The following is a 21515-nucleotide window of genomic DNA, read 5'->3' as shown; positions in this document are numbered from 1 at the left end:
GAATATCATAGATTCTGAGTGGTTGTGTTTTATTCTTAGGGTGATGCAGGTGGTTTCTTTCTATGAGTAAACGTTCGGTATATGTAACACAGCCGTATCTTCCTCCGTTGGCAGAATTTCTGCCTTATTTGGAGGAGATTTGGAGTAATAAAACACTAACAAATGGTGGGCCGATGCATCAACGCCTAGAGGCGGCGCTTTGCGAACATCTTGGTGTGGAGCATATTGCGCTGTTCAATAATGGCACTATTGCATTGCTGACTGCCCTGCAGACCATGCGCATCACTGGTGAAGTAATCACAACACCATATTCGTTTGTTGCTACTGCGCATTCTCTATTGTGGAATGGAATAAGGCCGGTATTTGTTGATATAGATCCTCAGACTCTTAATATTGATCCCGGTAAGGTTGAGGCTGCAATCACTCCGCAAACCACTGCAATCATGCCGGTACATTGCTATGGGAATCCATGCGCTGTTGAGGACCTGCAGGGTATTGCTGATAATTATAATTTAAAAATAATTTATGATGCGGCACATGCTTTCGGGGTGCGTGATACTGGTGGAAGTATACTTCGCCATGGTGATTTAAGTGTTTTAAGTTTTCATGCGACAAAGGTTTTTAATACTTTTGAGGGAGGGGCTATAGTTTGTCCCGATGCTAATACCAAAAAACGAGTCGATCAGCTCAAAAACTTCGGCTTTGTTGATGAGGTTACGGTGGTTGCGCCGGGAATTAATGGAAAGATGAGTGAAATAAACGCGGCCTTTGGCTTGCTACAACTGCAGCACATGAGCCGAATTGTCGCTCGCCGAAAAGAGATTGATACCTACTATCGAGAAATGCTTGGTGGTGTTAAGGGAGTTTGTCTGCTCGGTAACGGTGGGGCGGATAGTGCTAATTATTCATATTTTCCGATTCTGGTTGGAGCCCAATATTCTTTGAGTCGCGATCAGCTTTATGAGAAGTTGAAGTGTCAGGGTATATATGCTCGCCGATATTTCTATCCTCTGATTAGTGATTTTCCGATGTATCGTGGTATGCAGTCTGCGCAACGTGGCAACTTACCAGTAGCAAGCGCTATATCCGATAGCGTCTTGTGTTTGCCTATTTATCCAGCTCTTGGCGATGAAGATCTTCAGCGAATTGTTCGTGTGATTCAGGAAGGATAGTTATGGGCTTTTTATCGAGAGATGATCTAATGGATCTGGGCTTCGCGAAGCTTGGGCTAAATGTACTTGTCTCTGATCGGGCATCGTTATATGGATGCGCAAGAATTTCAATTGGGGATAATGTGCGTGTGGACGATTTCTGCGTCCTATCTGCGGGAGAGGGGGGGATTGAAATTGGGAACTATATTCATTTGGGTGTTTATAGCTCTCTAATTGGTGCGGGTAAGATTGTCTTAGAAGACTTTTGCGGAATTTCTTCGCGTGTTTCTGTTTATAGCAGTAATGATGACTATAGCGGTCAAAGCATGACGAATCCGACGGTGCCAGAGGAATTTACTAATGTCCAGCATGCGGACGTTACCATTGGCAGGCATGCAATTATTGGGGCCGGGAGCGTTATTCTTCCGGGTGTTATTTTAGGGCAAGGTGTTGTTGTTGGTGCGCTCAGTTTGGTGACAAAAAGTTGTCAGGACTATGGGGTTTATTCCGGGACGCCTGCAAGATTTATAAAGGAGCGCAAGAAGAATTTTGTTCAGTTGGAGCAGTTGCTCAGAGTGCAGAGTGCAGAGTGATATTTTTGATTGATTGGGATTTGCGTGGGCGTTTAACGTGTCCTTAAAAAGAAATGTAATAGCAGGTTACGTCGCTCAGATATATTCAATGGCAGTAAGTGTGCTTATGTTGCCATTATATATGAAGTCACTAGGTGCAGAAGCTTATGGCTTGATAGGCTTTTTTACTATGCTATTGGCATGGTCCGCTCTGCTGGACTTAGGGCTTGTGCCAACAATTAGCAGGGAGACGTCCCGCTATCGCAGTGGCGCTTTATCAGATCAGCAGTTTCAGGGATTATTTCACACTTTACAGATGATGTTCCTGGTCGGTGGCTTTTGTGGTGGTGGTGGATTATGGCTACTTTCAGATGATATTGCCTACCAATGGCTGAATGTTGGTGATTTATCGCGCTCGGAAGTGCTGCTTGCTGTGCAAGTAATGGTCGTAACTACTATGCTGCGGTGGATGGGAGGGCTGTATCGCGGAGTAATTAACGGTGCAGAACAATTGGTTTGGCTGAGTTCGTTTGGTGTGGTGGCTGCAACCTGTCGTTCGATTCTGGTTTTCGTTAGTATGTGGCTGTTTGGATTCACACCGAAGATTTTCTTTTTACACCAGCTTCTGGTTTCTCTTGTTGAGTTAATATTTCTTTATTGGAAGGCTCGTTCTTTTGTTTCTAAAGAAAGTGTATCTCACGGGTGGTGGTCAATTCGGGATATTGCACCTGTCTTAAAATTCTCTGTTGTGATTGCTTTTACCTCATCGATTTCTATTTGTCTGACTCACCTAGATAAATTAGTCCTGTCGGGAATTCTTCCATTAATAGAGTATGGTTACTTTTCCTTGGCTGTGCTAATGGCGGGGGTTGTAACTATGATTAGTGCGCCTGTGGGAGGGGCGCTTATGCCTAGACTTGCCTTTTTGCATGCAGAGGGTAATGACGAAAAATTAGGGTACCTCTACCGTGGAGCTACTCGCCTAGTTAGTGCGCTGGCAGGATCTTTAACTGTTTATTTGTATTTTTTTTCGCATTTGATTGTTTACGCTTGGACGGGAGATGCTGCAGTGGCAAGAGAGGCGTCCTCCATTTTGGAGTTATACTCTTTGGGGAATTTATTTTTGGCTTTTGCTGCTTTTCCATATTATCTGCAGTATGCGCGGGGTGATTTGAAATTGCATCTGTGGGGGAATGTTTTCATGCTTGTATTCTTGGTTCCAATGGTGGTTGTTTTTTCTAAAGAGTTTGGTGCGCTTGGGGCTGGTAGGGTTTGGGTTGCCTTGAATTTTATATACTTGATAACCTGGGGTGCATATGTTCATTGGAAATGGTTGCCAGGCTTTCATTTGCGTTGGATATGGAAGGATATATTGATAATTATCTTGCCTGCTACTTTGAGTGGGTGGGGTATCTCGGTGCTCTTGCCTATTGCGAATGGGCAGAGTGAGGCTTTGATTCAAGCAATGCTTGTCGGCGCTGCGGTGTTGCTGGTATCGATGGTCTCGTTTGTTTTGAGTAATAGGAAGAGTGGGTGACGGCAATAGTATGAAGAAGTTTCTTATTTTTGCGCCTGCATACGATGCGAATGTGGGCGGTGCTATTGTCTTGCATAAGCTCTGTTCGTTGTTGAATTCTTTAGGGTATGAAAGTTATCTATATCCGTCTTTCATTAATTTTGAAATAAGCCGTATGGGTTTCTGGCGTCAGCTTCTTGGTTTGGTTGCTGATTATGTTAGAGGCTTTAAGCGCTACCTGACCAATCCTGCACTGGACACACCGGTGTATCGCGGTAAGGTTACAGATGACTTTGTGGTCGTGTACCCGGAAATTGTTTTTGGCAACCCTCTAAAGGCAAAGAATGTTGTCAGATGGTTTTTGCATCGGCCAGGATTTCATACAGGGGTTGTTTACTACGGCCAAGGAGAGTTGCATTTTGATTTCAATGATTTTGCGCGAGGCTTTCAGTATCCAGGGGCGATGATTTCGGAGTTGAGGCTAATGATTACACATTTCCCATTTGAAATTTACAATGAGAATTGTGCACTTCCCGCTGGTGAGAGGAAGGGGGTTGCTTACTGTGTTCGAAAGGGCGAGGATAAGACCGGGTTGCATCTAATAGACGAAGGAATAAAAATAGATGGAATGTCTCATGCAGAAATTGCTGAGGTGTTCAAGCGAGTTCGGACTTTTATTTCTTACGACTCCTATACCGCCTTCTCAGTATTTGCGGCCATATGCGGTACCGATTCAATTGTTATTCCCGATCAAGGTGTCGATAAATTGAGATGGCACCCGCGGGCTGAGGATAGATATGGTATTGCATATGGAATTAATGATCTGCCAGAGGCAAGGGATACAGTTCATTTGCTCAAGAAACGGTTGTTGGATATAGAGGAAGAGTCCCGTCGTTGTGCCTCTCTGTTTGCGAAAGAGACAATTGATTATTTTTCAGGGCGTAGAGATTTAGATTGAATTATTTGCGGGAGGGGAGATGAGGTTCTTGTTGCTTTATAAGGGGCATTATAATGGTACTCTGCGCGGGCCAGAAATGCGCTATGTTGCTGTTGCTGATCAACTGATTTCATCAGGGCACGAGGTGGTCATCTGCGGGAAAGCTGGTGGTGATAGTATCTCTGATGCGGTTCAGTTTGTTGCTGTTTCAAGAGTCTTTCGTTTGCTGAGAGCATTTTTGAACGCTGATGTAATTGTTCTTCATGGTGGTGGCCCTGTTGTTTTGGCTTTTGCATTCATATCAGCTCTTTGTGGGCGAAAAATTGTGCTTGATAGCTATGTGCCGCACTGGATTGAGCTTGATGCAATGGCAGGGAGTTCCGGACTCTCGCTTAAGCTGAAATTATTAGTGAAGACATATTTCAATGCAGTTAGATGTTTTTCTGCTGGGCTGCTCTTTGATTTCATTATTGTGGCCAATAAGCGACAGCTGGATTTGCACCGAGGGATGATGTTTCCTTTCCAGTTGACCCGAGATTTTTCCCGTGTTTCGGTTATCCCATTTGGATGCGAAGAGTCTCGTAACTGCTCAAGGGCTGATGGGCGGAGGCTTATGTCTGAGTTGGGAGGAGTTAAATTAGGTGATGATGATTTCTTGGTTGGTTGGCTCGGAGGAACCTATGGCTGGTTTGATCTTGAACTCCCTTTGCGAGCTGCCTCAGAAGCAATTTGTCGTAACTCTCAGATAAAGCTTATATTTTTTGGGGTTGATAAAGCCTATAGAGAAGAGCTCCTTGAATATGTTGCGCCTGCAGCTAGGGACAACATCATATTTCTCCCTTGGGTGGATTTTTCTAGACGTTTCCAGTATTGGTCTGGTTTTGATTTGTCGCTGGTGTGGGGGGGGGGAGGGTACGAGAATGATTATGCTTCAAGGACTCGTAATTTTGATTGCCTGACGCTGAGTTTACCGATAATTCAGAATTACGATGACGAGTGGGGTGAGCGACTTCGGGCTTCTGGTGGTGGAGTGATTGCTGATCAATCCTCTTTGGCTGAGGGCATTTACCGTCTTAGTAAGGATCAAGGCACATTGGCGGCAATGCGCAAGTCTATGGCGGAGCTCGCCGGTGGCTTTTATTGGAGAAAATTTACAGACTCTCTACTTCAGCAAGTTGCGCAACCTGCAATGAGTCTTGGGCGCAGGATGGTTGGTTTTTTTGCAATGCTTGCTGTGCTTCCGGCTGTTTTCGTTTTTTTTGTTTTTAGCTCTCTTACTATTTTTCTTGAGAGATGGTTCTCTAATAATGAAGCGTAAGATTAATATTCTAGGTACGCGCGGTATACCTGCTCGACATGGGGGCTTTGAAACGTTCGCGGAAAAGTTAGCGTGCTTCCTCGTTCAGAATGAGTGGTGCGTTACAGTATACTGCCAAGAGGAAGGTGATGGAGCAATCTGGGAAGACCAGTGGCTGGGTATTCGTTGCATTCATATACCTGTTAGCAGAGATGGCGCTCTTGGTACCATAATTTTTGATTGGAAGGCGACAGTACATGCATTGTCTGCAGAGGGACTTTTCCTGACATTGGGTTACAATACCGCCATCTTCAACTTACTGCAGCGTCTGAAGGGACAGGTCAATGTCATTAATATGGATGGTATTGAATGGCGTCGGGACAAGTGGGGTATCGTCGCCAAGACATGGTTCTGGCTTAACGAGCGTATCGGTTGCTGGGTGGGTAACCATCTAGTTGCGGACCACCCGAATATTAAGGCGCACTTGGCGACTCGCGTGAGCGAGCAGAAGATTACGATGATCCCTTATGGAGGAGAGGCGGTCATGCAAGCTGATGTAACCGCGTTGGCAAGTCATGGCCTCGAGCCAGGAGACTTCTCCGTCATTATTGCCCGTCCCGAGCCGGAGAACTCGCTCATCGAGATGGTGCGAGCTTTCAGCCAGAAGCCTCGCTTTCATAAGTTGGTGGTGCTCGGCCATTTCCAGCCTGATCGAAATGAATATCATCGACAGGTGATGCAGGCTGCTGGCCACGAGGTTGTCTTCCCTGGTGCCATCTACGATGCCCGCGTCGTAAACGCCTTACGTTTGTACAGCCGTTTTTACTTGCATGGGCACCGGGTAGGAGGTACCAATCCGTCGCTGGTTGAGGCTTTAGGTGCAGGTTGTGCTGTGATTGCTCACGACAACCAATTCAATCGCTGGGTTGCAGGTGATGGGGCTGCTTATTTTGCGAATGAAGTGGAGTGTGGCCTGCTGTTTGATCGCCTGTTGGCTGATGAGACTGCAACTGCGGGGATGCGTGCGGCCAGTCGGGGGCGTTTCGAGGGGCACTTCACGTGGCCTCAGATTCTTACCGAGTACGATGCACTGCTGAGCGATTGGCACTCGAAAGTGGGGGGGCATTTCTGACTCGCGACGTCCCTTGCGGACTGCAAGCGCTGAGCGGACGGCCCGCACTATCTGCTAGGATTGCCCACTTTTGATGATTTGCTGCTGGGAGCAGTATTTACTTTATGCCCTTATATCCCCGCTATCAGCCCACTTTCGCTGAACGCTATCCGATCGCTACGTTAGCGGCCATGGTGGATTTTCTGGTCGTTGTGGCTGCGGGTTATCTGTCCCATCTATGGCGTTTCGACAGTTTGGCCATGGACGGGCGCTATACGCTGACGACATTCCTATTTGCCCTCGTGGTGATGCTCAGTCTGTGGTTGTGCGGCATGTATCGCTCTTGGCGAGGCAAGTCTTTTGCCCGTCAGATGGGCAGCTTGTATGGCGGATGGTTGGCAGCCATTGGGATTGCCTTCACCTTGGCATCGGTGCTGAAGGAGTCTCAAGTTTACTCTCGGCAATGGTTTTTCATGGTGCTAGCGCTGGGAGGGCTTGGTTGTACTTTGGCGCGTTTTGCCCTGCACCGGCTCTTAAAGGGACTACGCTCGAGCGGACATAATCTGAAAACGGTGGTTTTGGTTGATGCAGGAGGGCGTGCAGCTCATCAGCTGAATCAGCGCCAGGCTCTGCAGGAACATGGCTATTTCGTTGCCCGCGTTCTGCCTTTCGCACCAGATAGCGAGTGGTTGGATCTGTTGGTAGATACCATAGAACAGAAGCGCCCGCATGAGGTTTGGTTGTGTTTGCCGCTGACGGAAGGCGCCACGATCAAGGCGGTACTTTATGCTTTGCGGCATCATATGATTGAAGTCAGATTCATTCCTGAGTGGGGGGATATACCCTTGCTCAACCACCGGGTTAGTAATATTGCCGGCCTTTACTCCTTGGACTTGAGTTGTAGTCCGATGGATGGCTCCGCCCGAATTGTGAAGAGAATAGAAGATCTTTTGCTTGGCACGCTAATAGCTCTTCTGGTCCTGCCTGTCTGCGTCGCTATTGGGTTGGCGATTAAGTTTTCATCTCCTGGACCAGTACTGTTCAAACAATATCGTACGGGCATCAATGGCCAGAAATTCAAGGTTTATAAATTTCGCTCCATGGTCGTGCACCAAGAGTCCATGGAACAGGTGACCCAAGCAGTTAAGGGCGACGTACGAATTACCAAGCTTGGTGCTTTTCTTCGGCGCACCAGTCTCGATGAATTGCCGCAGTTTTATAATGTTTTGCAAGGGCGCATGTCGATTGTTGGACCTCGCCCTCATGCGCTGGCGCACAATGAATTTTACAAGGATTTAGTTGAGTCTTATATGCAGAGGCACAAGGTCAAGCCGGGAATTACAGGCTGGGCACAGGTGAATGGGTTTCGTGGTGAGACCGATACCCTTGATAAGATGCAGAAGAGAGTCGAGCACGACCTTTGGTATATAGATAATTGGTCACTTGGTCTGGACCTTCGAATCATATTCGAAACCCTTTATAAGGGCTTTGCTGGTCGCAATGCCTATTGAGTGATCACCATTTAATCGCGGGTTGAAGGCCCTATGCTTAAGGCATCGGGCTTTTTTATGGGCAGGCTATAAAGCATAAGCCGTAGTATTTCTGCTGTTGAGGGAGACTGGAGTTGGACGTTATTGGTGCTCGCAAGAAAGGATCCTGGAGAACTATTGCTTTATGGCTTATAGCGACAGGGGTCTTTGTCCAGCTAGCAGGCTTGGCGTTTAATTACGACAGTAGTCGCTATGCTACGCAGCTGTACTTTTCTCTTTTCCTCCCCTCATTGATTATGCTGCTCAGCAAGCCGGCGACTATGCGTCTGTGGTGGCAGCCGTCGGCCATCATTCTACTGGTCTTATTCAGCTGGGTGTTGCTGCAGGCTGGACTTAATCCCGGCTCGCAGAGTGGTCTTGGGCAGTGGGCCAAGGTCGTATTTTTGCTATTTTTGTACATCTCTGCGCTATCCATGCTGGTGGAAAAAGAGGCATTGCTAAGGCGCGCCATCTTGGCTGCTGTGACCGTCGTTGCTTTTTTTGCTTGGGCAACCTTGTACTACCAATATGGTGTTCTGGATCACCCCTTGAGTTATCCGGAAGTGCGCCTGTTTCGCCTGTATGAACTGGGGTGGCGCGAATTTGCCGATCTTGATCATCCAATCGTAGCCGGCCTGTACTATTCGGTTTTTGCTATCACTCTCTGCTGGTTATTTGTCAGTCGTCCGGTCAGCTACTGGCAGGCGGTCCTCATGGGTGTTGGAATGTTGGGGCTGTTGCTATATGTATTGTTTACCTTTTCTCGTGGGGCATGGTTCTCGCTGGCTGCCGGTCTATTCGTTCTATTGGTATTTACTCCCAATCTGAAGGCCAGATCACTGCTGGCATTGGGGGCGATTTCTCTGGTGCTGATTCTGTTCTTGCTCTGGCCGGAGATTCAGGCCGAACGGAGTGTCGGTTTGAGCAACCGCGATCAGATCTGGGCCAATTGGTATGCTCATCTACCCGACTTCTGGCTATGGGGCAGCGGCATTGGCGCCGAGCTCTTCTATCGTTTCTCTGAGGCCTATAAGGTCATTCATGCCCACAGCCTCTATCTCCAGCTCTGGTTCGAGCTGGGTATCGTGGGCATAAGTCTTTTTGCGGCATTCTTGGTCAGTCTGTTGTGGAAGGCTTGGCAATGCCGCCAGCAGCCCCTAGCGCGTCTCGGTGGCGCTCTGCTGGTGTTTGCCATCGTGGCGATGGTCACCGACATCTATGCCGTCTTCCATCGCCCTAGTCCTTACTGGGTGGTGCTCTGGTTCCCGGTTGGCATATTGCTCGGGGTACAGAAACCGGAGCGTGTACCGACTTCCGGTTGACTAGCTGGGAACAAAAAAGGCCTGCAACAGCAGGCCTTTTTATTAGCTCCGATCCCAGCGTCAGTCCTTGCACCCTTCATAGTCATTAAGCGAAATGACCCGGGTCTTGCCGACGCGGTGGCGGTAGATCTCGCGCAGGTACTTGATGGCTTTCTTCACGCTGTCGCGGGACAGGCGGATGTCGTTGATCGAGACGAACTTGTCCTGGTCGTGGATCAGTTCGCGGTACTTCTTCTCGTACATCGGCTTGATCGCGTACCAGTTGGTGTCGAGGATCTTCGCCGGGTTTTCGTACTCGTTGAGCATGGCCTCGATTCGCGCCTCGTCGAACTCCTCGGAGACGATGAAGTCGAGCATGGCGTTGTCCAGGCTCTCGTCGTAGCGGTACTGGTCGCGGGCGAAGCAGCGCTTGATGAAGGCCACGATCAGGGTCAGGAAGTCGTCCGACAGGCACGGGCTCTTGACGATCAGCGTGGTCAGCGACAGGTTGGCCGAGGCGCCGATCACCAGGGCGTAGCGCTTCAGGGTGGTGTTGGGGAACAGGCTGTTGAGGTGGGTCTTGAGTCGGTTCAGGTCCATGTAGGACAGCTTGTAGTCCTTCGGCAGAGAGACGATCGACACCACCGAGGAGCAGTTCTTGAAGAAGTGCAGGTCGCTCAGGGCGCTGGCGTCGAAGTTGGACTTCTTGTACTGCTCCAGGGCCGCGCGGTAGCGCTTGGCCTCGATCGGCAGCAGGCTGATGCCCTCGATGGCCTGGGTCACCTTGTTGAAGTGCGGTAGATCGATAGAGCGGAAGAACAGGTCGTCGATGTTGAGCTTGGGCTGCTCCTTCTCGAATACCTTGAACTTCTCGGTGGTGGTCGGCGGTGTCTGCTCGGCCACCACGGATTCTGCATAGGCCACGGCCACCGGGCCGGCCAGGCTCATGAACAGGTCGTTGGCGTCGAGGCGAATGGTCTCGCCGATGTCGATGCCGGCACGGCGGAAGTAGTTCTGGTCGTAGTCGGTGGTCACCGCCTGGGCGGTGAGGATGTTGAAGATCTGCTGCGAGATGTACTGGTTGGCGTGGCGTTCCATGGCGTTCACGTCGATGTTCTGCACGTTGCCGCCGTCGCTCTCCTCGGCGTAGCGCATGATGTCGTTGGAGATCAGCATCATGGCGTTCCATGGGCGGATGCGGCGCATCACGCTTTCTTCACCGGTTTCCTCGCTGTCGAAGTTGTAGGAGAAGTCCCACTCTTCGGCGAGGTACTTGCACAACAGGCGGCCGGCGTTGATGTGCAGGGCCTCGGACATCTCGATGCGCTGATCGGAGATGTTCGGCAGGATGCAGATGCCGCTGGTGAAGATCGGCTCGAAGACGAAGGAGTGGCCGCGGTTATCCTCGCTGCTGCTCTCCTGCTTGGTCTCGAAGGTCTTGCTCATGTAGGCGAACTGCTGGGCCAGGCCGAATTCCGAGGCCATGCCCGAGCCGGTGCCGCCGCCAGCGCTGAAGATGTAGAAGTACAGGCGCGACTGGTTGGCCTTGATGCCGCAGGAGTCGATCAGGTAGCTGTGGATGAACTTCCAGTCGGCGTTGGAGAAGCGCTGGGTATCCTTGTTGAGGATGATCTTGGCCAGGTACTGGCCGAGGATCGGCGCGTTACCGGCGCCACCGGCGTGGACCTCGGACAGGTCCATGATCTTCATCTTGCTGTAGTCGTCGAGGAAGCCGCTGGTCTCTGCCTTGCGCGAGAAGCGGATGCGTCCCTCGATGTCCTTGTCCAGGTCGCCCAGCATCACCAGCGGCTCGATCAGGAATACCGGCTTGGCGGCGCGGCTGCCGGACAGGCGCAGGTTGCTGCGCAGCCAGCCGGCCGGGCGCTGCTCGCCGCCGTTCTTTTCCTGGTTGCTGAATTCGTTGAGGTAGAAGCGACGCGCGTTGTACACCAGCGAGGCCACGTCCAGGGCAATGTTGGAGCCGCAGCGGCCGAGGCCGATCAGGCACACCGATGGGAAGTGCTGGGCGTGGAGCGCATCGAGGGCGTCTTCGCCGTGCAGCTTGGGAAATACTCGCTCGCGCAAGCCGTCCAGATTCTCTAGGATGCGGTCGATGTCGCGCTCGGTGAAATACATGTACTGCTCGCCACCGACCTGCAGGGAATTGCTGACCGGCAGGGGCAGGGCTTCGATCTCGGTATGTGCAACGGTGCGTGGTTCGGAAACGGTAGAATCTGCGTCTTTGTCTTTAGTTGTTTTCATCGTCGACATTCCGGGCTGTTGGCGGCAGCTTTCTTATTAATGGAACTGGAGCAGGGAAATGCTTGGTTACATGAGCTAGCACTATATACAGCGAACCGGCATTGTTCGAGGCGAGTTCAGGCTCTTTTTCACCGCTTCACGCCTCGTATGCTCTGCGTTAGCGGGAAAAAGCTGGCGAAACGCTATGCCACTCGACGCTTGACCGATTCTGGCTAGCCTTTCAACCGATTTGGTTGTTTCTGGGGAGATCCACATGCTCGACTATTTTGCGCTTGGCCTGCTGGTGTTCGTGGGGCTGGTGCTGTTCTACGGCATCATCGTGATTCACGACATCCCTTACGAGATCGCGGTGCACCGCAAGCATCCGCACCAGGATGCGATCCACGCCACCGGCTGGGTCAGCCTGTTCACCCTGCATGCGCTGTGGCCGTTCCTGTGGATCTGGGCCACGCTCTATCGCCCCGACCGTGGCTGGGGCTTCAGCGATGGCAAGTCCACCGAGAGCCATGTGGCGGGCCTGGAGCAGCAGGTCGCCGAACTGCGTGAGCGTCTGCAAGTACTGGAACAGCGCCAGGGCGCTGGCGAGCCGCCGGTCGAATCCGCACCGGTACAGGAGGTGTAAGCCATGGATCTTCTACTGATACTGACCTACACCGCCATTTGCGTTGCCATCTTCAAGATCTTCCGCATCCCGCTGAACAAATGGTCGGTACCCACCGCCGCCCTGGGTGGGATAGTGCTGATTGGCGCACTGATCTTCCTCATGAACTACAACCATCCGTACTCGGAAGTGAGCCGGATGTATTTCGTTTCGACGCCAGTGATCCCGGTTGTCAGTGGCCGCGTGATCGAAGTGCCGGTGCAGGGCAACCAGGCGCTGAAGAAAGGTGATGTGCTGTTCCGCCTGGACCCGATCCCGTTCGAGAACAAACTGAAGTCGCTGAAAGCGCAGATGGTCTCGGCCAAGGCCGATCAGTTCCGTGCCAGCGAGCTGGTCAAGCGCAACGTCGGCAATCGCCGCGACCTGGATATCGCCACCGCACGGGTGGATGACCTGCAGGGGCAGATCAACATCGCCCAGTACGAGCTGGACAACACCACGGTTCGCGCCCCGTCGGACGGCTTCGTCACCCACGTCTCGCTGCGTCCGGGCATGTATGCGGCCAGGTTGCCGCTGCGGCCTTCGATGGTGTTCGTGCCGGCTGAAAGTCATTACTTCGTCGCGTGGATGCGCCAGAACAGCCAGCTGCGCCTGACCGTGGGCGACGAGGCCGAAGTGGCCTTCGACGGCATTCCCGGCGAGGTCTTCAGCGGCAAGGTCAAGACGGTGGTCGGGGTGATCGCGGAGGGCCAAGTACAGCCCTCCGGTAATCTGGTCGGCTTCACCGGCTCGCCGCCTCCAGGACGGGTACCGGTGCAGATCGAGATCGACGATCCCGACTTCGAGAAGTACCGCGCCCTGGTGCCGGGTGGCGCCTATGGCCAGGCGGCGCTCTATAGTGAGCACTTCCACCATGTGGCGGTGATGCGCAAGATCCTGCTGCGCATGGCGGCGTGGATGAACTACATCTTCCCGTTCCATTGATGCTGTCTGGGCGGTCAGATTTTTCCGCCCCAAGTCTTGCCTGAGGCGTCCGCCGGGGAGTAGGGTTGCTGCCCCGGCCGGACCGGCCGCCATGCTGTTGGATGTACCGTGAAACCTGTATCCCGGGCTCTGCTGATGCTGGCGCTGGTGTTGGCGGCGATCAACCTGCGCCCCGGCATCACCTCCTTCGCCCCGCTGATCGAACGCATCGCCGCCGAGCTGTCGCTGAGTCGCGGCCTGATCAGCCTGACCACCGCCTTGCCGGTCCTGTGCATGGGCCTGCTGGCGCCACTGGCGCCGCGCCTGGCCGTGCGCTTCGGCCTGGAACGCACCATCACCTGCTGCCTGGGGCTGATCATGCTGGCCCTGCTACTGCGCATCGGCGGCCACGCCAGCGTGCTGCTGATCGGCAGCGCCGTGCTGCTCGGCGCCGGCATCGCCGTGGCCGGGCCGCTGTTGTCCGGCTTCATCAAGCGGCACTTCCGGGATCATGTCGGCCAGGTGGTCGGCTGGTATTCCTTCAGCATGGCCATCGGTGGTGCCGGCGGTGCGGTGCTCACCGTGCCGCTGACCCAGAACCTGGGCGATGACTGGAGTCTGGGCCTGGCCGCCTGGTTCCTGCCGGCCCTGCTCGCCGGCCTGCTCTGGCTGCGCCTGCCGAACCGCACCGAAGAGGCCGTCGCCAGCGATGGCCAGGGCCTGCCCTGGCGCGAACCACGGGCCTGGCTGGTGACCGGCTTCTTCGCCATTCAGGCCGGCTTCTTCTACACCATGGCCACCTGGCTGGTGGCGCGCTACCACGAGGCCGGGCTGAGTCTGCTGTACAGCAACGGTCTGTTCAGCCTGTTCATGCTGGTCGGCCTGCCCAGTTCCTGGCTGATGCCCTGGCTGGCCCAGCGCTTCGATATTCGGCAGCCGCTGCTGGTGGCCTGCGGCCTGAGCCTGACCTTGTGCCTGACCATGATCACCTTCCAGCCGACCCTGCTGCCCGAGGTTTGGGCGGTGCTGATGGGCTTCGCCCTCAGCGGCTCCTTCGCCCTGTCGCTGGTGCTGCCACTGTACGAGGTGCATACGCCGCTGGCGGTCAGCCGCTGGACCGCGATGATGCTCTGCGCCGGCTACTGCATGGCCTGCCTGGCGCCGATCCTGGCCGGCCTCGGTCGCGACCTGGCCGGCCACTACCAGGCGCCGTTCATGGTGCTGATCGGCCTGGGCGTGTTGATGACCGTCATCGCCTGGGCCCTTCGTACGCCGAAGCGTCCGGCCTAGGGCCGGCGCCGCGGTTTTTCCGCAAGCGGCGCACTGGTTCCTTTGCAGGGCCGATGCCCTGTGTTAGAAGGCAGCCTGCACTTTCTGGAGTACCCGCGTGGAGTCCGAATCCATCGTCTATGGCTGCATCCGCGACTGGCCGTCCGGTGACCGCGAGCAACGCCAGTTGCGCCGTGGCACCAATCGCCGGGTGCTGCAGCAGCTGCCCGACGGCGACGCCTGGCCGTTCCTCGGCCGCGAGATGTTCTCCTTCTGCGGCACCGAGGGCGAGGGCCTGTACCAGACCCAGGTGATCCACTTCGGCGCCAGCTACCAGGCCATCGAGTACGAGTGGGCGCTGTGGGTCAAGGAGTTCGAGGCGCTGCTCAAGCGCCTGTACTGGGCCAGCGCCGTGGTGCACCTGGAAACCGAGCTGAACGGCCTGCACACCTTCCGCTGGGAGTCCGAGAGCGGCTTCCACAGCCCCCAGGAAGAAGACCTGCGCATGCGCTGCGTGTGGGAGCGCGAGGGCAGCCTGCGCGGCTGACGGACAACGCCATGCCCAACTATTTCTGGTTCTTTCTTGCTGCGCTGTTCGAGATCGGTGGCTGCTACGCCTTCTGGATGTGGCTGCGTCTGGGCAAGAGCGCCTGGTGGATCGCCCCCGGCCTGCTGAGCCTGACCCTGTTCGCCCTGCTGCTGACCCGCGTCGAGGCGGCCTATGCCGGGCGTGCCTATGCCGCTTATGGCGGGGTCTACGTGGTGGCTTCGCTGCTCTGGCTGGGGGTGATCGAGCGCACCCGGCCGCTGGCGTCGGACTGGCTGGGCGCGCTGCTGTGTCTGATCGGGGCCGGCGTCATCCTGTTCGGCCCGCGCTTCACCAGTCAGTAGCGGTCACCCGGGCCGCTAGTCCTCCAGCCACTCCTTCGGCACTTCCTCGCGCAGCATCAGCTGGCACTGCTGGCTGTCCGGGTCGAAGGCGATCACCGCCTGGCCTTTTTCCAGCGCGCGGCGGGCCCGCTCGACGCGGGTATCCAGCGGCGTTTCGTCGCCGTTGTCGGTGCCTTCGCGGGTGACGAAGTCTTCCAGCAGGCGGGTCAGGGTCTCGGCTTCGAGCATCTGGTGGGGGATCAGCATGGTGGCTCCTGGGCCAGTTTCTGCGCGGGCCTTTCAACAGACTCGGCGGTGGGCGGCCATGCTAATCGGTCACGCGCGCCTGGGCGAGCAGATAGCGGTCGAGCAGGGCGTAGAGCTGCTGGCAGTCCAGCGGCTTGCCGAGGAACTCGTTCATGCCGGCGGCCATGCCGCGATCGCGATGCTCGTCGAGAATGTGTGCGGTGAGGGCGACTATCGGCACGGCCGATAGGTGCCGGCTGGCCTCCAGACGGCGGATCTGCCGAGTGGCCTCGAAACCGTCCAGTTCGGGCATTTCGCAGTCCATCAGGATCAGCTGGATGGCGTTTGGATCGCGGCGGTATTCGTCCACCGCGCTCTGCCCGTCGGCAACCATGCGCACCGAGTAACCGCGCTTGCGCAGGAAGCCCTGCACCACCATCTGGTTCACCCGGTTGTCCTCGGCCACCAGGATGCATGGTGTGTTGCCGCTGCGCTGGTCCAGCACGGGAGGCTGCGCCGGCGATTCCTGGCGCCGCTCGCTGTACAGCTCCTGCAGGGTATAGCGCAGGCCGGTGACCGACAGCGGTAGGGCCAGATGCAGCAGGCGCAGGCCCAGGCTTTCCGGCAGCTGTTGATGCTGCTCCGGCGGGCTCAGCAGTAGCACGCGCTGGCCCTGTTCCAGGTGCGGGCGCAGGCTGTCCAGCCAGTGTCCGCTGCTTCCCGGCCAGGGCGACATCAGCACCAGCAGCGGCGGCGTGGTGAAGTCTTCCAGGTAGTCCTGCAGGCGCTCCGGGTCCTGGCAGCGCTGGGTGCGCATGCCCCAGCGGCCGAGCAGATGGCCCAGGCAATCGAGGCCCTGGCCGTCCAGCGAGCAGAGCAGGGCGATGCGGTTCTCCAGCAAGGTGGCCAGCTCGTCCTCGCCGGCGGCTGCGGCGCGCAGGGGGATATCGAAGGCGAAGCGCGAGCCCTGGCCCGGCGTGCTCTGCACCTCGATGCGGCCGCCCATCATCTCCACCAGCTCCTTGCTGATGGCCAGGCCCAGGCCGCTGCCGCCATAGCGGCGGGTGGTGCTGGAGTCGCCCTGGGCGAAGGACTTGAACAGCTGAGTGAGGGAGTCGTCGTGGATGCCGATGCCACTGTCGCTGACGGCGAACACCAGGTGCTGCTGGCCCTGGCTGTCGCTGCGGCGGCTGAGGGTCAGCGCCACATTGCCCTCCTGGGTGAACTTCAGCGCGTTGCCCAGCAGGTTCATCAGCACCTGCTTGAGGCGGGTCGGGTCGCCCCGTACCCGGCGCGGCACGCCGCCTTCCAGGCTGACGTAGAGGCGCAGGCGTTTTTCCAACGCCTGGGCGGTGAACAGCGCCAGGGTCTCGGAAACCATCTGCTCCAGGTCGAACTCGATCTCTTCCAGGCTGAGCTTGCCGGACTCGATGCGGGCGTAGTCGAGGATGTCGTTGATCACCGCCATCAGCGAGCTGCCGGAGCTGCTGATGGTGTCCACGTAGAAGCGCTGGTTGCGCTCCAGCGGCGTCTCGCGCAGCAGCTGCAGCATGCCCAGCACGCCGTTGAGCGGGGTGCGGATCTCGTGGCTCATCTTGGCCAGGAAGCGGCCCTTGGCCTGGTTCTCGTACTCGGCCTGCTCGGCGGCCTGGCGCGAGCGGAAGCCTTCCTCTTTGAGCAGGTTGATGCGGTCGGCCAGGCCGATGGACAGGCTGAGCAGCTCGATGGTCACGCCCATCTTGACCACCGCCGAGCCGTAGATGCCGAAGATCTCCAGGCCCAGCGAGCCGCTGGTGACCAGCATGAAGGCCACCAGCAGCACGCTCCAGGCCAGCACGTAGTAGGAGCCGTGGCGCACGCCGCGGCGCCAGGCGTAGATGCCGGTGAGCAGTAGGATCAGCGACATGCCGAGCACCGCCACGCTGGCCAGGATGTTCCAGGCGGCCAGGCCGATCAGCGGCACCGACAGCAGGCAGCCGACGACGCCCAGCATCAGCAGGCGCAGGCCCTTGTCCAGGCGCGGGAAATGCTGCGGGATGTGCAGGAAGTGGCGGCTGAACTGGGCGGCGGTGAGGCAGTGCAGGAACATCAGCACGTAGATGCTCACCGACTGCAGGCCCACGCTGTTGGGCAGCAGCTTGAACAGCATGCCGTCGAAGCAGGCGGCGAACAGGCCGACGTTGACGTTGTACACCAGGTACCAGAAGTAGGCTCGCTCGCGCAGCGAGATGAACAGGAACAGGTTGTAGATGAACATGGCGAACAGCACGCCGTAGAAGGCGCCGTTGATGCCCATCAGGTTTTCCTGGGCCGCCGCGCTGGCACCATAGGTGCTGAAGAACAGTGGCACGAAGATGGTGCTGGTGCTCTCCACCCGCAGTAGCAGGGTGTTGCTGCCATGGGGCAGGGTCATGGGGAACCAGAAGTGGCGCACCTGCACCGGGCGCTGGGCGAAGGCGAAGCTGTCGCCGCTGGACTGGCGCTGCAGGCGACCCTCGCTGTCCTGCAGGTAGACGTCGATGTGATCGAGCAGCGCGTAGTTGACTTCCAGGTAGCCATTCAGCGGCTGCGGGCGGCCGTTGACCAGGCGTACCTTGAACCACCACACCGAGGCATTCTTGCCCAGGTTGGCGTGGTCGCCGTGAACTCGTTCGAAGGCATTGTCGGGCAGGCGTTGCACGGCTTCGGCATCAAGCGTGCCGTCACGGTCCTGGTAGTAGCCCATGTAGGGCGCCAGCGACAGGCGCAGCTCGTCGCGGTCCAGGGGGGCCGGGGAGAGTGCCCACAGCGGCCCGCTCAGGCAGAGCAACAGCACAGCCAGACACACGCGAGGCATCCGCAACCTCATGCTTCTTATTGGTTATTGCCTGCACTTTGCCTAGTTGCCGCCCAGGCATCAAGAGAGCATTGCAGAGCCTGCGCGGCCCTGCGCTGAAGCTTAGTCGGAAGATTCGCCGCGTGCTCCGAGCACGCTCTCGACGGTGGGCACCTGGGTGTCGCTGGCCATCTGCGCGTCGTGCTCGATCTGATGGCTGAAGCGTTCCAGCGAGTGCTCGCGGGCCGGCTGGGCGTCGCTGGCGAATACCGGCGGGCTGAGCAGGTAGGCGCCGATCAGGCGGGTGAGGGCGGCCAGGCTGTCGATATGGGTGCGTTCGTAGCCATGGGTGGCGTCGCAGCCGAAGGCGAGCAGGGCGACACGGATGTCATGGCCGGCGGTCACGGCCGACTGGGCGTCGCTGTGGTAGTAGCGGAACAGATCGCGGCGCACCGGGATGTCGTCCTCGGTGGCCAGACGCAGCAGGTGGCGCGACAGGTGATAGTCGTAGGGGCCGCCGGAATCCTGCAAGGCCACGCTTACCGCGTGCTCGCTGGACTGCTGGCCGGGGGCGACCGGGGCGATGTCGATGCCGACGAACTCGCTGACGTCCCAGGGCAGGGCGGCGGCGGCGCCGGAGCCGACTTCCTCGGTGATGGTGAACAGTGGATGGCAGTCGATCTGCGGCTCCAGGCCACTCTCGGTCACCGCCTTGAGCGCCGCCAGCAGCGCCGCCACGCCAGCCTTGTCGTCCAGGTGGCGGGCGCTGATATGGCCGCTCTCGGTGAACTCGGGCAGCGGGTCGAAGGCGACGAAGTCGCCCACCGAGACGCCCAGCGCCTCGCACTCGGCGCGGCTGGTGCAGGCGGCATCGAGACGCAGCTCGATGTGCTCCCAGCTCACCGGCAGGCTGTCGACCTGGGTGTTGAAGGCGTGCCCGGAGGCCATCAGCGGCAGCACGCTGCCACGCAGCACGCCGTTGTCGGTGAACAGGCTGACCCGGCTGCCCTCGGCGAAGCGGCTGGACCAGCAGCCCACCGGGGCCAGGGCCGGGCGGCCGCTGTCTTTGATCTCGCGGACGATGGCGCCGATGGTGTCCAGGTGCGCCGACACCGCCCGATCCGGGCTGGACTGGCGACCCTTGAGCGTGGCGCGGATGGTGCCGCGGCGGGTCAGCTCGAAGGGGATGCCGAGCTCTTCCAGGCGCTCGGCCACGTAGCGCACCACGGTGTCGGTGAAGCCGGTGGGGCTGGGAATGGCCAGCAGCTCCAGCAGCACCTGGCGCAGGTAGGCCAGGTCGGGTTCGGGCAGGCGATGCATAGGGCCTCCTCGGGTCACGGATGGCGGCGGCTTAGCGGGAACAGCAGGTCGATGAAGCGCTCGGCCGTCGGCTGCGGCTGGTGGTTGGCCAGGCCGACTCGCTCGTTGGCCTCGATCAGCACGTAGTCCTCGCTCTCGGCGGATTCCACCAACAGGTCCAGGCCCACCACCGGGATGTCCAGGGCGCGCGCCGCCTGCTCAGCGGCCTTGCGCAGGGTCGGGTGCAGACGCTCGGTAACGTCTTCGAGGATGCCGCCGGTGTGCAGGTTGGCGGTCTTGCGCACGGCCAGGCGGGTGCCAGCGGGCAGCACGCTGGAGTAGTCGTAGCCGGCGTCGTGCAGGGTGCGCTGGGTCTCGGCGTCCAGCGGGATGCGGCTCTCGCCGCCAGTGGCGGCCTGGCGCCGACGACTCTGCGCCTCGATCAGCGCGCCGATGGTGTGTACGCCGTCGCCGATCACCTCCGCCGGATGACGGATGGCCGCGGCCACCATCTGGTAGCCGATCACCACGATGCGCAGGTCCTGACCACGGTGGTAGCTCTCCAGCAGCACGCGCTGGTCGAAGCGTCGGGCCCGCTCGATGGCTTCCTGCACCGCCTGCGGCGTGCGCAGGTCGACGGCCACGCCCTGGCCCTGTTCGCCGTCCACCGGCTTGACCACGATGCTGCCGTGTTCGGCGAGAAAGGCGGCGTTGTCCTCGCTGCTGCCGGCCAGACGCTGGGCCGGCTGACGCAGGCCCGCGCGCTCCAGGGCGCGATGAGTCAGGCGTTTGTCCTGGCACAGGGTCATGCTCACCGCCGTGGTCAGGTCGGACAGCGACTCGCGGCAGCGGATGCGCCGGCCACCCTGGGCGAGCGTGAACAGGCCGCCTTCGGCATCGTCCACGCGCACCTCGATACCCCGGCGGCGGGCTTCGTCGACGATGATCCGCGCGTAGGGGTTGAGCTCCGCCTCCGGCCCCGGACCGAGGAACAGCGCCTGATTGATGCCGTTGCGGCGTTTCACCGCGAAGGTCGGCAGTTCGCGGAAGCCGAGCTTGGCGTACAGGCTCTTGGCGCTGTCGTTATCGTGCAGCACCGACAGGTCCAGGTAGTTCAGACCGCGGCCCATGAAGTGCTCGACCAGGTGCCGCACCAAGGCTTCGCCAACACCGGGGCGCTGGCAGTTCGGCGCCACGGCCAGGCACCACAGGCTGCTGCCTCCCTCGGGGTCGGTGAAGGCTTCGCGATGGTTGAGGCCCATCACGGCGCCGACCACCCGGCCGTCCACCTCGTCCTCTGCCAGCCAGTAGTCGGGCCCGCCGGCCTCGCGCGGGGTCAGCTGCGCGGTGTCGATCGGCAGCATGCCGCGCTGCAGGTAGAGGCCGTTGATGCCCTCCCAGTCCTGCTCGTTGTGTACCCGACGGATGCGAAATCCGCGGAAGCTGTCGCGCGCCGGACGGTAATCGGTGAACCACAGGCGCAGGGTGTCGGAGGGGTCGAGGAACAGCTGTTGCGGCGCCTGCGCCAGCACCTGGTGCGGCGCGGCCACGTACAGGGCGATGTCACGCTCACCCGGGCGCTCTTCCTGCAGCGCCTTGGCCAGGGCCTCGGCGTCCGGGTAGGTGTGGCCCAGCAGCAGGCGGCCCCAGCCGCAGCGCACGCTCTGCGGTTCCGGCTGCTCCATTCCGTCCTTGGCCAGATGCGCCTGCAGGCGCTGGTAGGAGGGTGGCTGGCCGCGCTGCAGGCGTTGGTTGTAGGCGGATGCACGCATGGTG

Annotated in this window: 18 protein-coding genes; 13 read left to right on the top strand and 5 right to left on the bottom strand. The window is 57.9% G+C overall.

Annotated features, from left to right (window positions below; all coding sequences use genetic code 11):
* Positions 1-62 precede the first annotated feature (62 nt).
* From IB232_RS05050 to IB232_RS05015, 8 genes are all read left to right on the top strand, one after another.
* Positions 63-1172 (top strand): DegT/DnrJ/EryC1/StrS family aminotransferase, encoded by a 1110-nt coding sequence (locus IB232_RS05050; RefSeq protein WP_192397457.1) that lies wholly within the window; start codon positions 63-65, stop codon positions 1170-1172.
* A gap of 29 nt (positions 1173-1201) precedes the next feature.
* Positions 1202-1744 carry an acyltransferase gene (locus tag IB232_RS05045; protein ID WP_225592152.1) on the top strand — a complete coding sequence of 181 codons (543 nt, stop codon included), beginning with the start codon at positions 1202-1204 and terminating at the stop codon, positions 1742-1744.
* An 88-nt stretch (positions 1745-1832) separates the two neighbouring features.
* Entirely contained in the window at positions 1833-3260 is a 1428-nt protein-coding gene (locus IB232_RS05040; protein ID WP_192397455.1) for a polysaccharide biosynthesis protein, read from the top strand.
* Between the two features lie 10 nt (positions 3261-3270).
* A complete protein-coding gene (locus IB232_RS05035) occupies positions 3271-4197 on the top strand; it encodes a WavQ (protein WP_192397454.1) in 927 nt (308 codons plus the stop codon).
* A 19-nt stretch (positions 4198-4216) separates the two neighbouring features.
* Positions 4217-5494 (top strand): hypothetical protein, encoded by a 1278-nt coding sequence (locus tag IB232_RS05030; protein WP_225592151.1) that lies wholly within the window; start codon positions 4217-4219, stop codon positions 5492-5494.
* Positions 5484-6605 (top strand): DUF1972 domain-containing protein, encoded by a 1122-nt coding sequence (locus IB232_RS05025; RefSeq protein ID WP_192397453.1) that lies wholly within the window; start codon positions 5484-5486, stop codon positions 6603-6605. Before IB232_RS05030 ends, IB232_RS05025 begins: the two co-directional genes overlap by 11 nt.
* Before the next feature lie 104 nt (positions 6606-6709).
* Positions 6710-8095: an undecaprenyl-phosphate glucose phosphotransferase gene (locus IB232_RS05020; RefSeq protein WP_192397452.1), complete on the top strand. Its 1386-nt coding sequence runs from the start codon at positions 6710-6712 to the stop codon at positions 8093-8095.
* A 113-nt stretch (positions 8096-8208) separates the two neighbouring features.
* Positions 8209-9435, top strand: coding sequence for an O-antigen ligase family protein (locus IB232_RS05015; protein ID WP_192397451.1), 1227 nt, complete (start codon positions 8209-8211; stop codon positions 9433-9435).
* Positions 9436-9495: 60 nt separating this feature from the next.
* On the opposite strand, the gene IB232_RS05010 is transcribed toward IB232_RS05015, so the two are convergent.
* Positions 9496-11550, bottom strand: a complete 2055-nt coding sequence (locus tag IB232_RS05010; protein ID WP_225592184.1) for a hypothetical protein — start codon at positions 11548-11550, stop codon at positions 9496-9498.
* Between the two features lie 379 nt (positions 11551-11929).
* On the opposite strand from IB232_RS05010, the gene IB232_RS05005 reads away from it, so the two are divergent.
* From IB232_RS05005 to IB232_RS04985, 5 genes are all read left to right on the top strand, one after another.
* Complete coding sequence (locus IB232_RS05005) at positions 11930-12298, top strand: DUF3302 domain-containing protein (protein WP_192397449.1); 369 nt, start codon at positions 11930-11932, stop codon at positions 12296-12298.
* Positions 12299-12301: 3 nt separating this feature from the next.
* Complete coding sequence (locus IB232_RS05000; protein WP_192397448.1) at positions 12302-13261, top strand: HlyD family secretion protein; 960 nt, start codon at positions 12302-12304, stop codon at positions 13259-13261.
* A gap of 108 nt (positions 13262-13369) precedes the next feature.
* The gene (locus IB232_RS04995; protein WP_192397447.1) at positions 13370-14530 is read left to right on the top strand and encodes a CynX/NimT family MFS transporter; all 1161 of its coding nucleotides are present in this window, start codon (positions 13370-13372) and stop codon (positions 14528-14530) included.
* A gap of 97 nt (positions 14531-14627) precedes the next feature.
* Entirely contained in the window at positions 14628-15056 is a 429-nt protein-coding gene (locus IB232_RS04990) for a hypothetical protein (RefSeq protein ID WP_137971677.1), read from the top strand.
* 11 nt (positions 15057-15067) lie between these two features.
* Entirely contained in the window at positions 15068-15400 is a 333-nt protein-coding gene (locus IB232_RS04985; protein ID WP_192397446.1) for a YnfA family protein, read from the top strand.
* Positions 15401-15415: 15 nt separating this feature from the next.
* Here the strand turns inward: IB232_RS04985 and IB232_RS04980 are convergent, their stop codons facing one another.
* The 4 genes from IB232_RS04980 to ngg all read right to left on the bottom strand — a co-directional run bounded on the left by IB232_RS04980 (position 15416) and on the right by ngg (position 21511).
* A complete protein-coding gene (locus IB232_RS04980) occupies positions 15416-15646 on the bottom strand; it encodes a YheU family protein (RefSeq protein ID WP_192397445.1) in 231 nt (76 codons plus the stop codon).
* Positions 15647-15707: 61 nt separating this feature from the next.
* Positions 15708-18461 (bottom strand): hybrid sensor histidine kinase/response regulator, encoded by a 2754-nt coding sequence (locus tag IB232_RS04975; RefSeq protein WP_192397444.1) that lies wholly within the window; start codon positions 18459-18461, stop codon positions 15708-15710.
* A gap of 102 nt (positions 18462-18563) precedes the next feature.
* Positions 18564-19760: an osmoprotectant NAGGN system M42 family peptidase gene (locus IB232_RS04970; protein ID WP_192397443.1), complete on the bottom strand. Its 1197-nt coding sequence runs from the start codon at positions 19758-19760 to the stop codon at positions 18564-18566.
* A gap of 14 nt (positions 19761-19774) precedes the next feature.
* Positions 19775-21511 carry an N-acetylglutaminylglutamine synthetase gene (ngg, locus tag IB232_RS04965; protein ID WP_192397442.1) on the bottom strand — a complete coding sequence of 579 codons (1737 nt, stop codon included), beginning with the start codon at positions 21509-21511 and terminating at the stop codon, positions 19775-19777.
* Positions 21512-21515: the final 4 nt, after the last annotated feature.

This window comes from Pseudomonas sp. PDM15, assembly GCF_014851565.1.
GTDB lineage: Bacteria > Pseudomonadota > Gammaproteobacteria > Pseudomonadales > Pseudomonadaceae > Aquipseudomonas.
Note: the sequence above shows the minus strand (reverse complement) of the source record. Positions and strands in the feature narration are given on the sequence as shown.

What these genes read in the sequence shown, in the direction of transcription:
- ngg (WP_192397442.1), bottom strand. Translation starts at nt 21,511, where the DNA reads ATGCGTGCATCCGCCTACAACCAACGCCTGCAGCGCGGCCAGCCACCC.
- IB232_RS04985 (WP_192397446.1), top strand. Translation starts at nt 15,068, where the DNA reads ATGCCCAACTATTTCTGGTTCTTTCTTGCTGCGCTGTTCGAGATCGGT.
- IB232_RS05040 (WP_192397455.1), top strand. Translation starts at nt 1,833, where the DNA reads ATGGCAGTAAGTGTGCTTATGTTGCCATTATATATGAAGTCACTAGGT.
- IB232_RS05010 (WP_225592184.1), bottom strand. Translation starts at nt 11,550, where the DNA reads ATGTATTTCACCGAGCGCGACATCGACCGCATCCTAGAGAATCTGGAC.
- IB232_RS04970 (WP_192397443.1), bottom strand. Translation starts at nt 19,760, where the DNA reads ATGCATCGCCTGCCCGAACCCGACCTGGCCTACCTGCGCCAGGTGCTG.
- IB232_RS05020 (WP_192397452.1), top strand. Translation starts at nt 6,710, where the DNA reads ATGCCCTTATATCCCCGCTATCAGCCCACTTTCGCTGAACGCTATCCG.
- IB232_RS05035 (WP_192397454.1), top strand. Translation starts at nt 3,271, where the DNA reads ATGAAGAAGTTTCTTATTTTTGCGCCTGCATACGATGCGAATGTGGGC.
- IB232_RS05050 (WP_192397457.1), top strand. Translation starts at nt 63, where the DNA reads ATGAGTAAACGTTCGGTATATGTAACACAGCCGTATCTTCCTCCGTTG.
- IB232_RS05030 (WP_225592151.1), top strand. Translation starts at nt 4,217, where the DNA reads ATGAGGTTCTTGTTGCTTTATAAGGGGCATTATAATGGTACTCTGCGC.
- IB232_RS05005 (WP_192397449.1), top strand. Translation starts at nt 11,930, where the DNA reads ATGCTCGACTATTTTGCGCTTGGCCTGCTGGTGTTCGTGGGGCTGGTG.
- IB232_RS05025 (WP_192397453.1), top strand. Translation starts at nt 5,484, where the DNA reads ATGAAGCGTAAGATTAATATTCTAGGTACGCGCGGTATACCTGCTCGA.
- IB232_RS05000 (WP_192397448.1), top strand. Translation starts at nt 12,302, where the DNA reads ATGGATCTTCTACTGATACTGACCTACACCGCCATTTGCGTTGCCATC.
- IB232_RS04980 (WP_192397445.1), bottom strand. Translation starts at nt 15,646, where the DNA reads ATGCTGATCCCCCACCAGATGCTCGAAGCCGAGACCCTGACCCGCCTG.
- IB232_RS05045 (WP_225592152.1), top strand. Translation starts at nt 1,202, where the DNA reads ATGGATCTGGGCTTCGCGAAGCTTGGGCTAAATGTACTTGTCTCTGAT.
- IB232_RS04975 (WP_192397444.1), bottom strand. Translation starts at nt 18,461, where the DNA reads ATGCCTCGCGTGTGTCTGGCTGTGCTGTTGCTCTGCCTGAGCGGGCCG.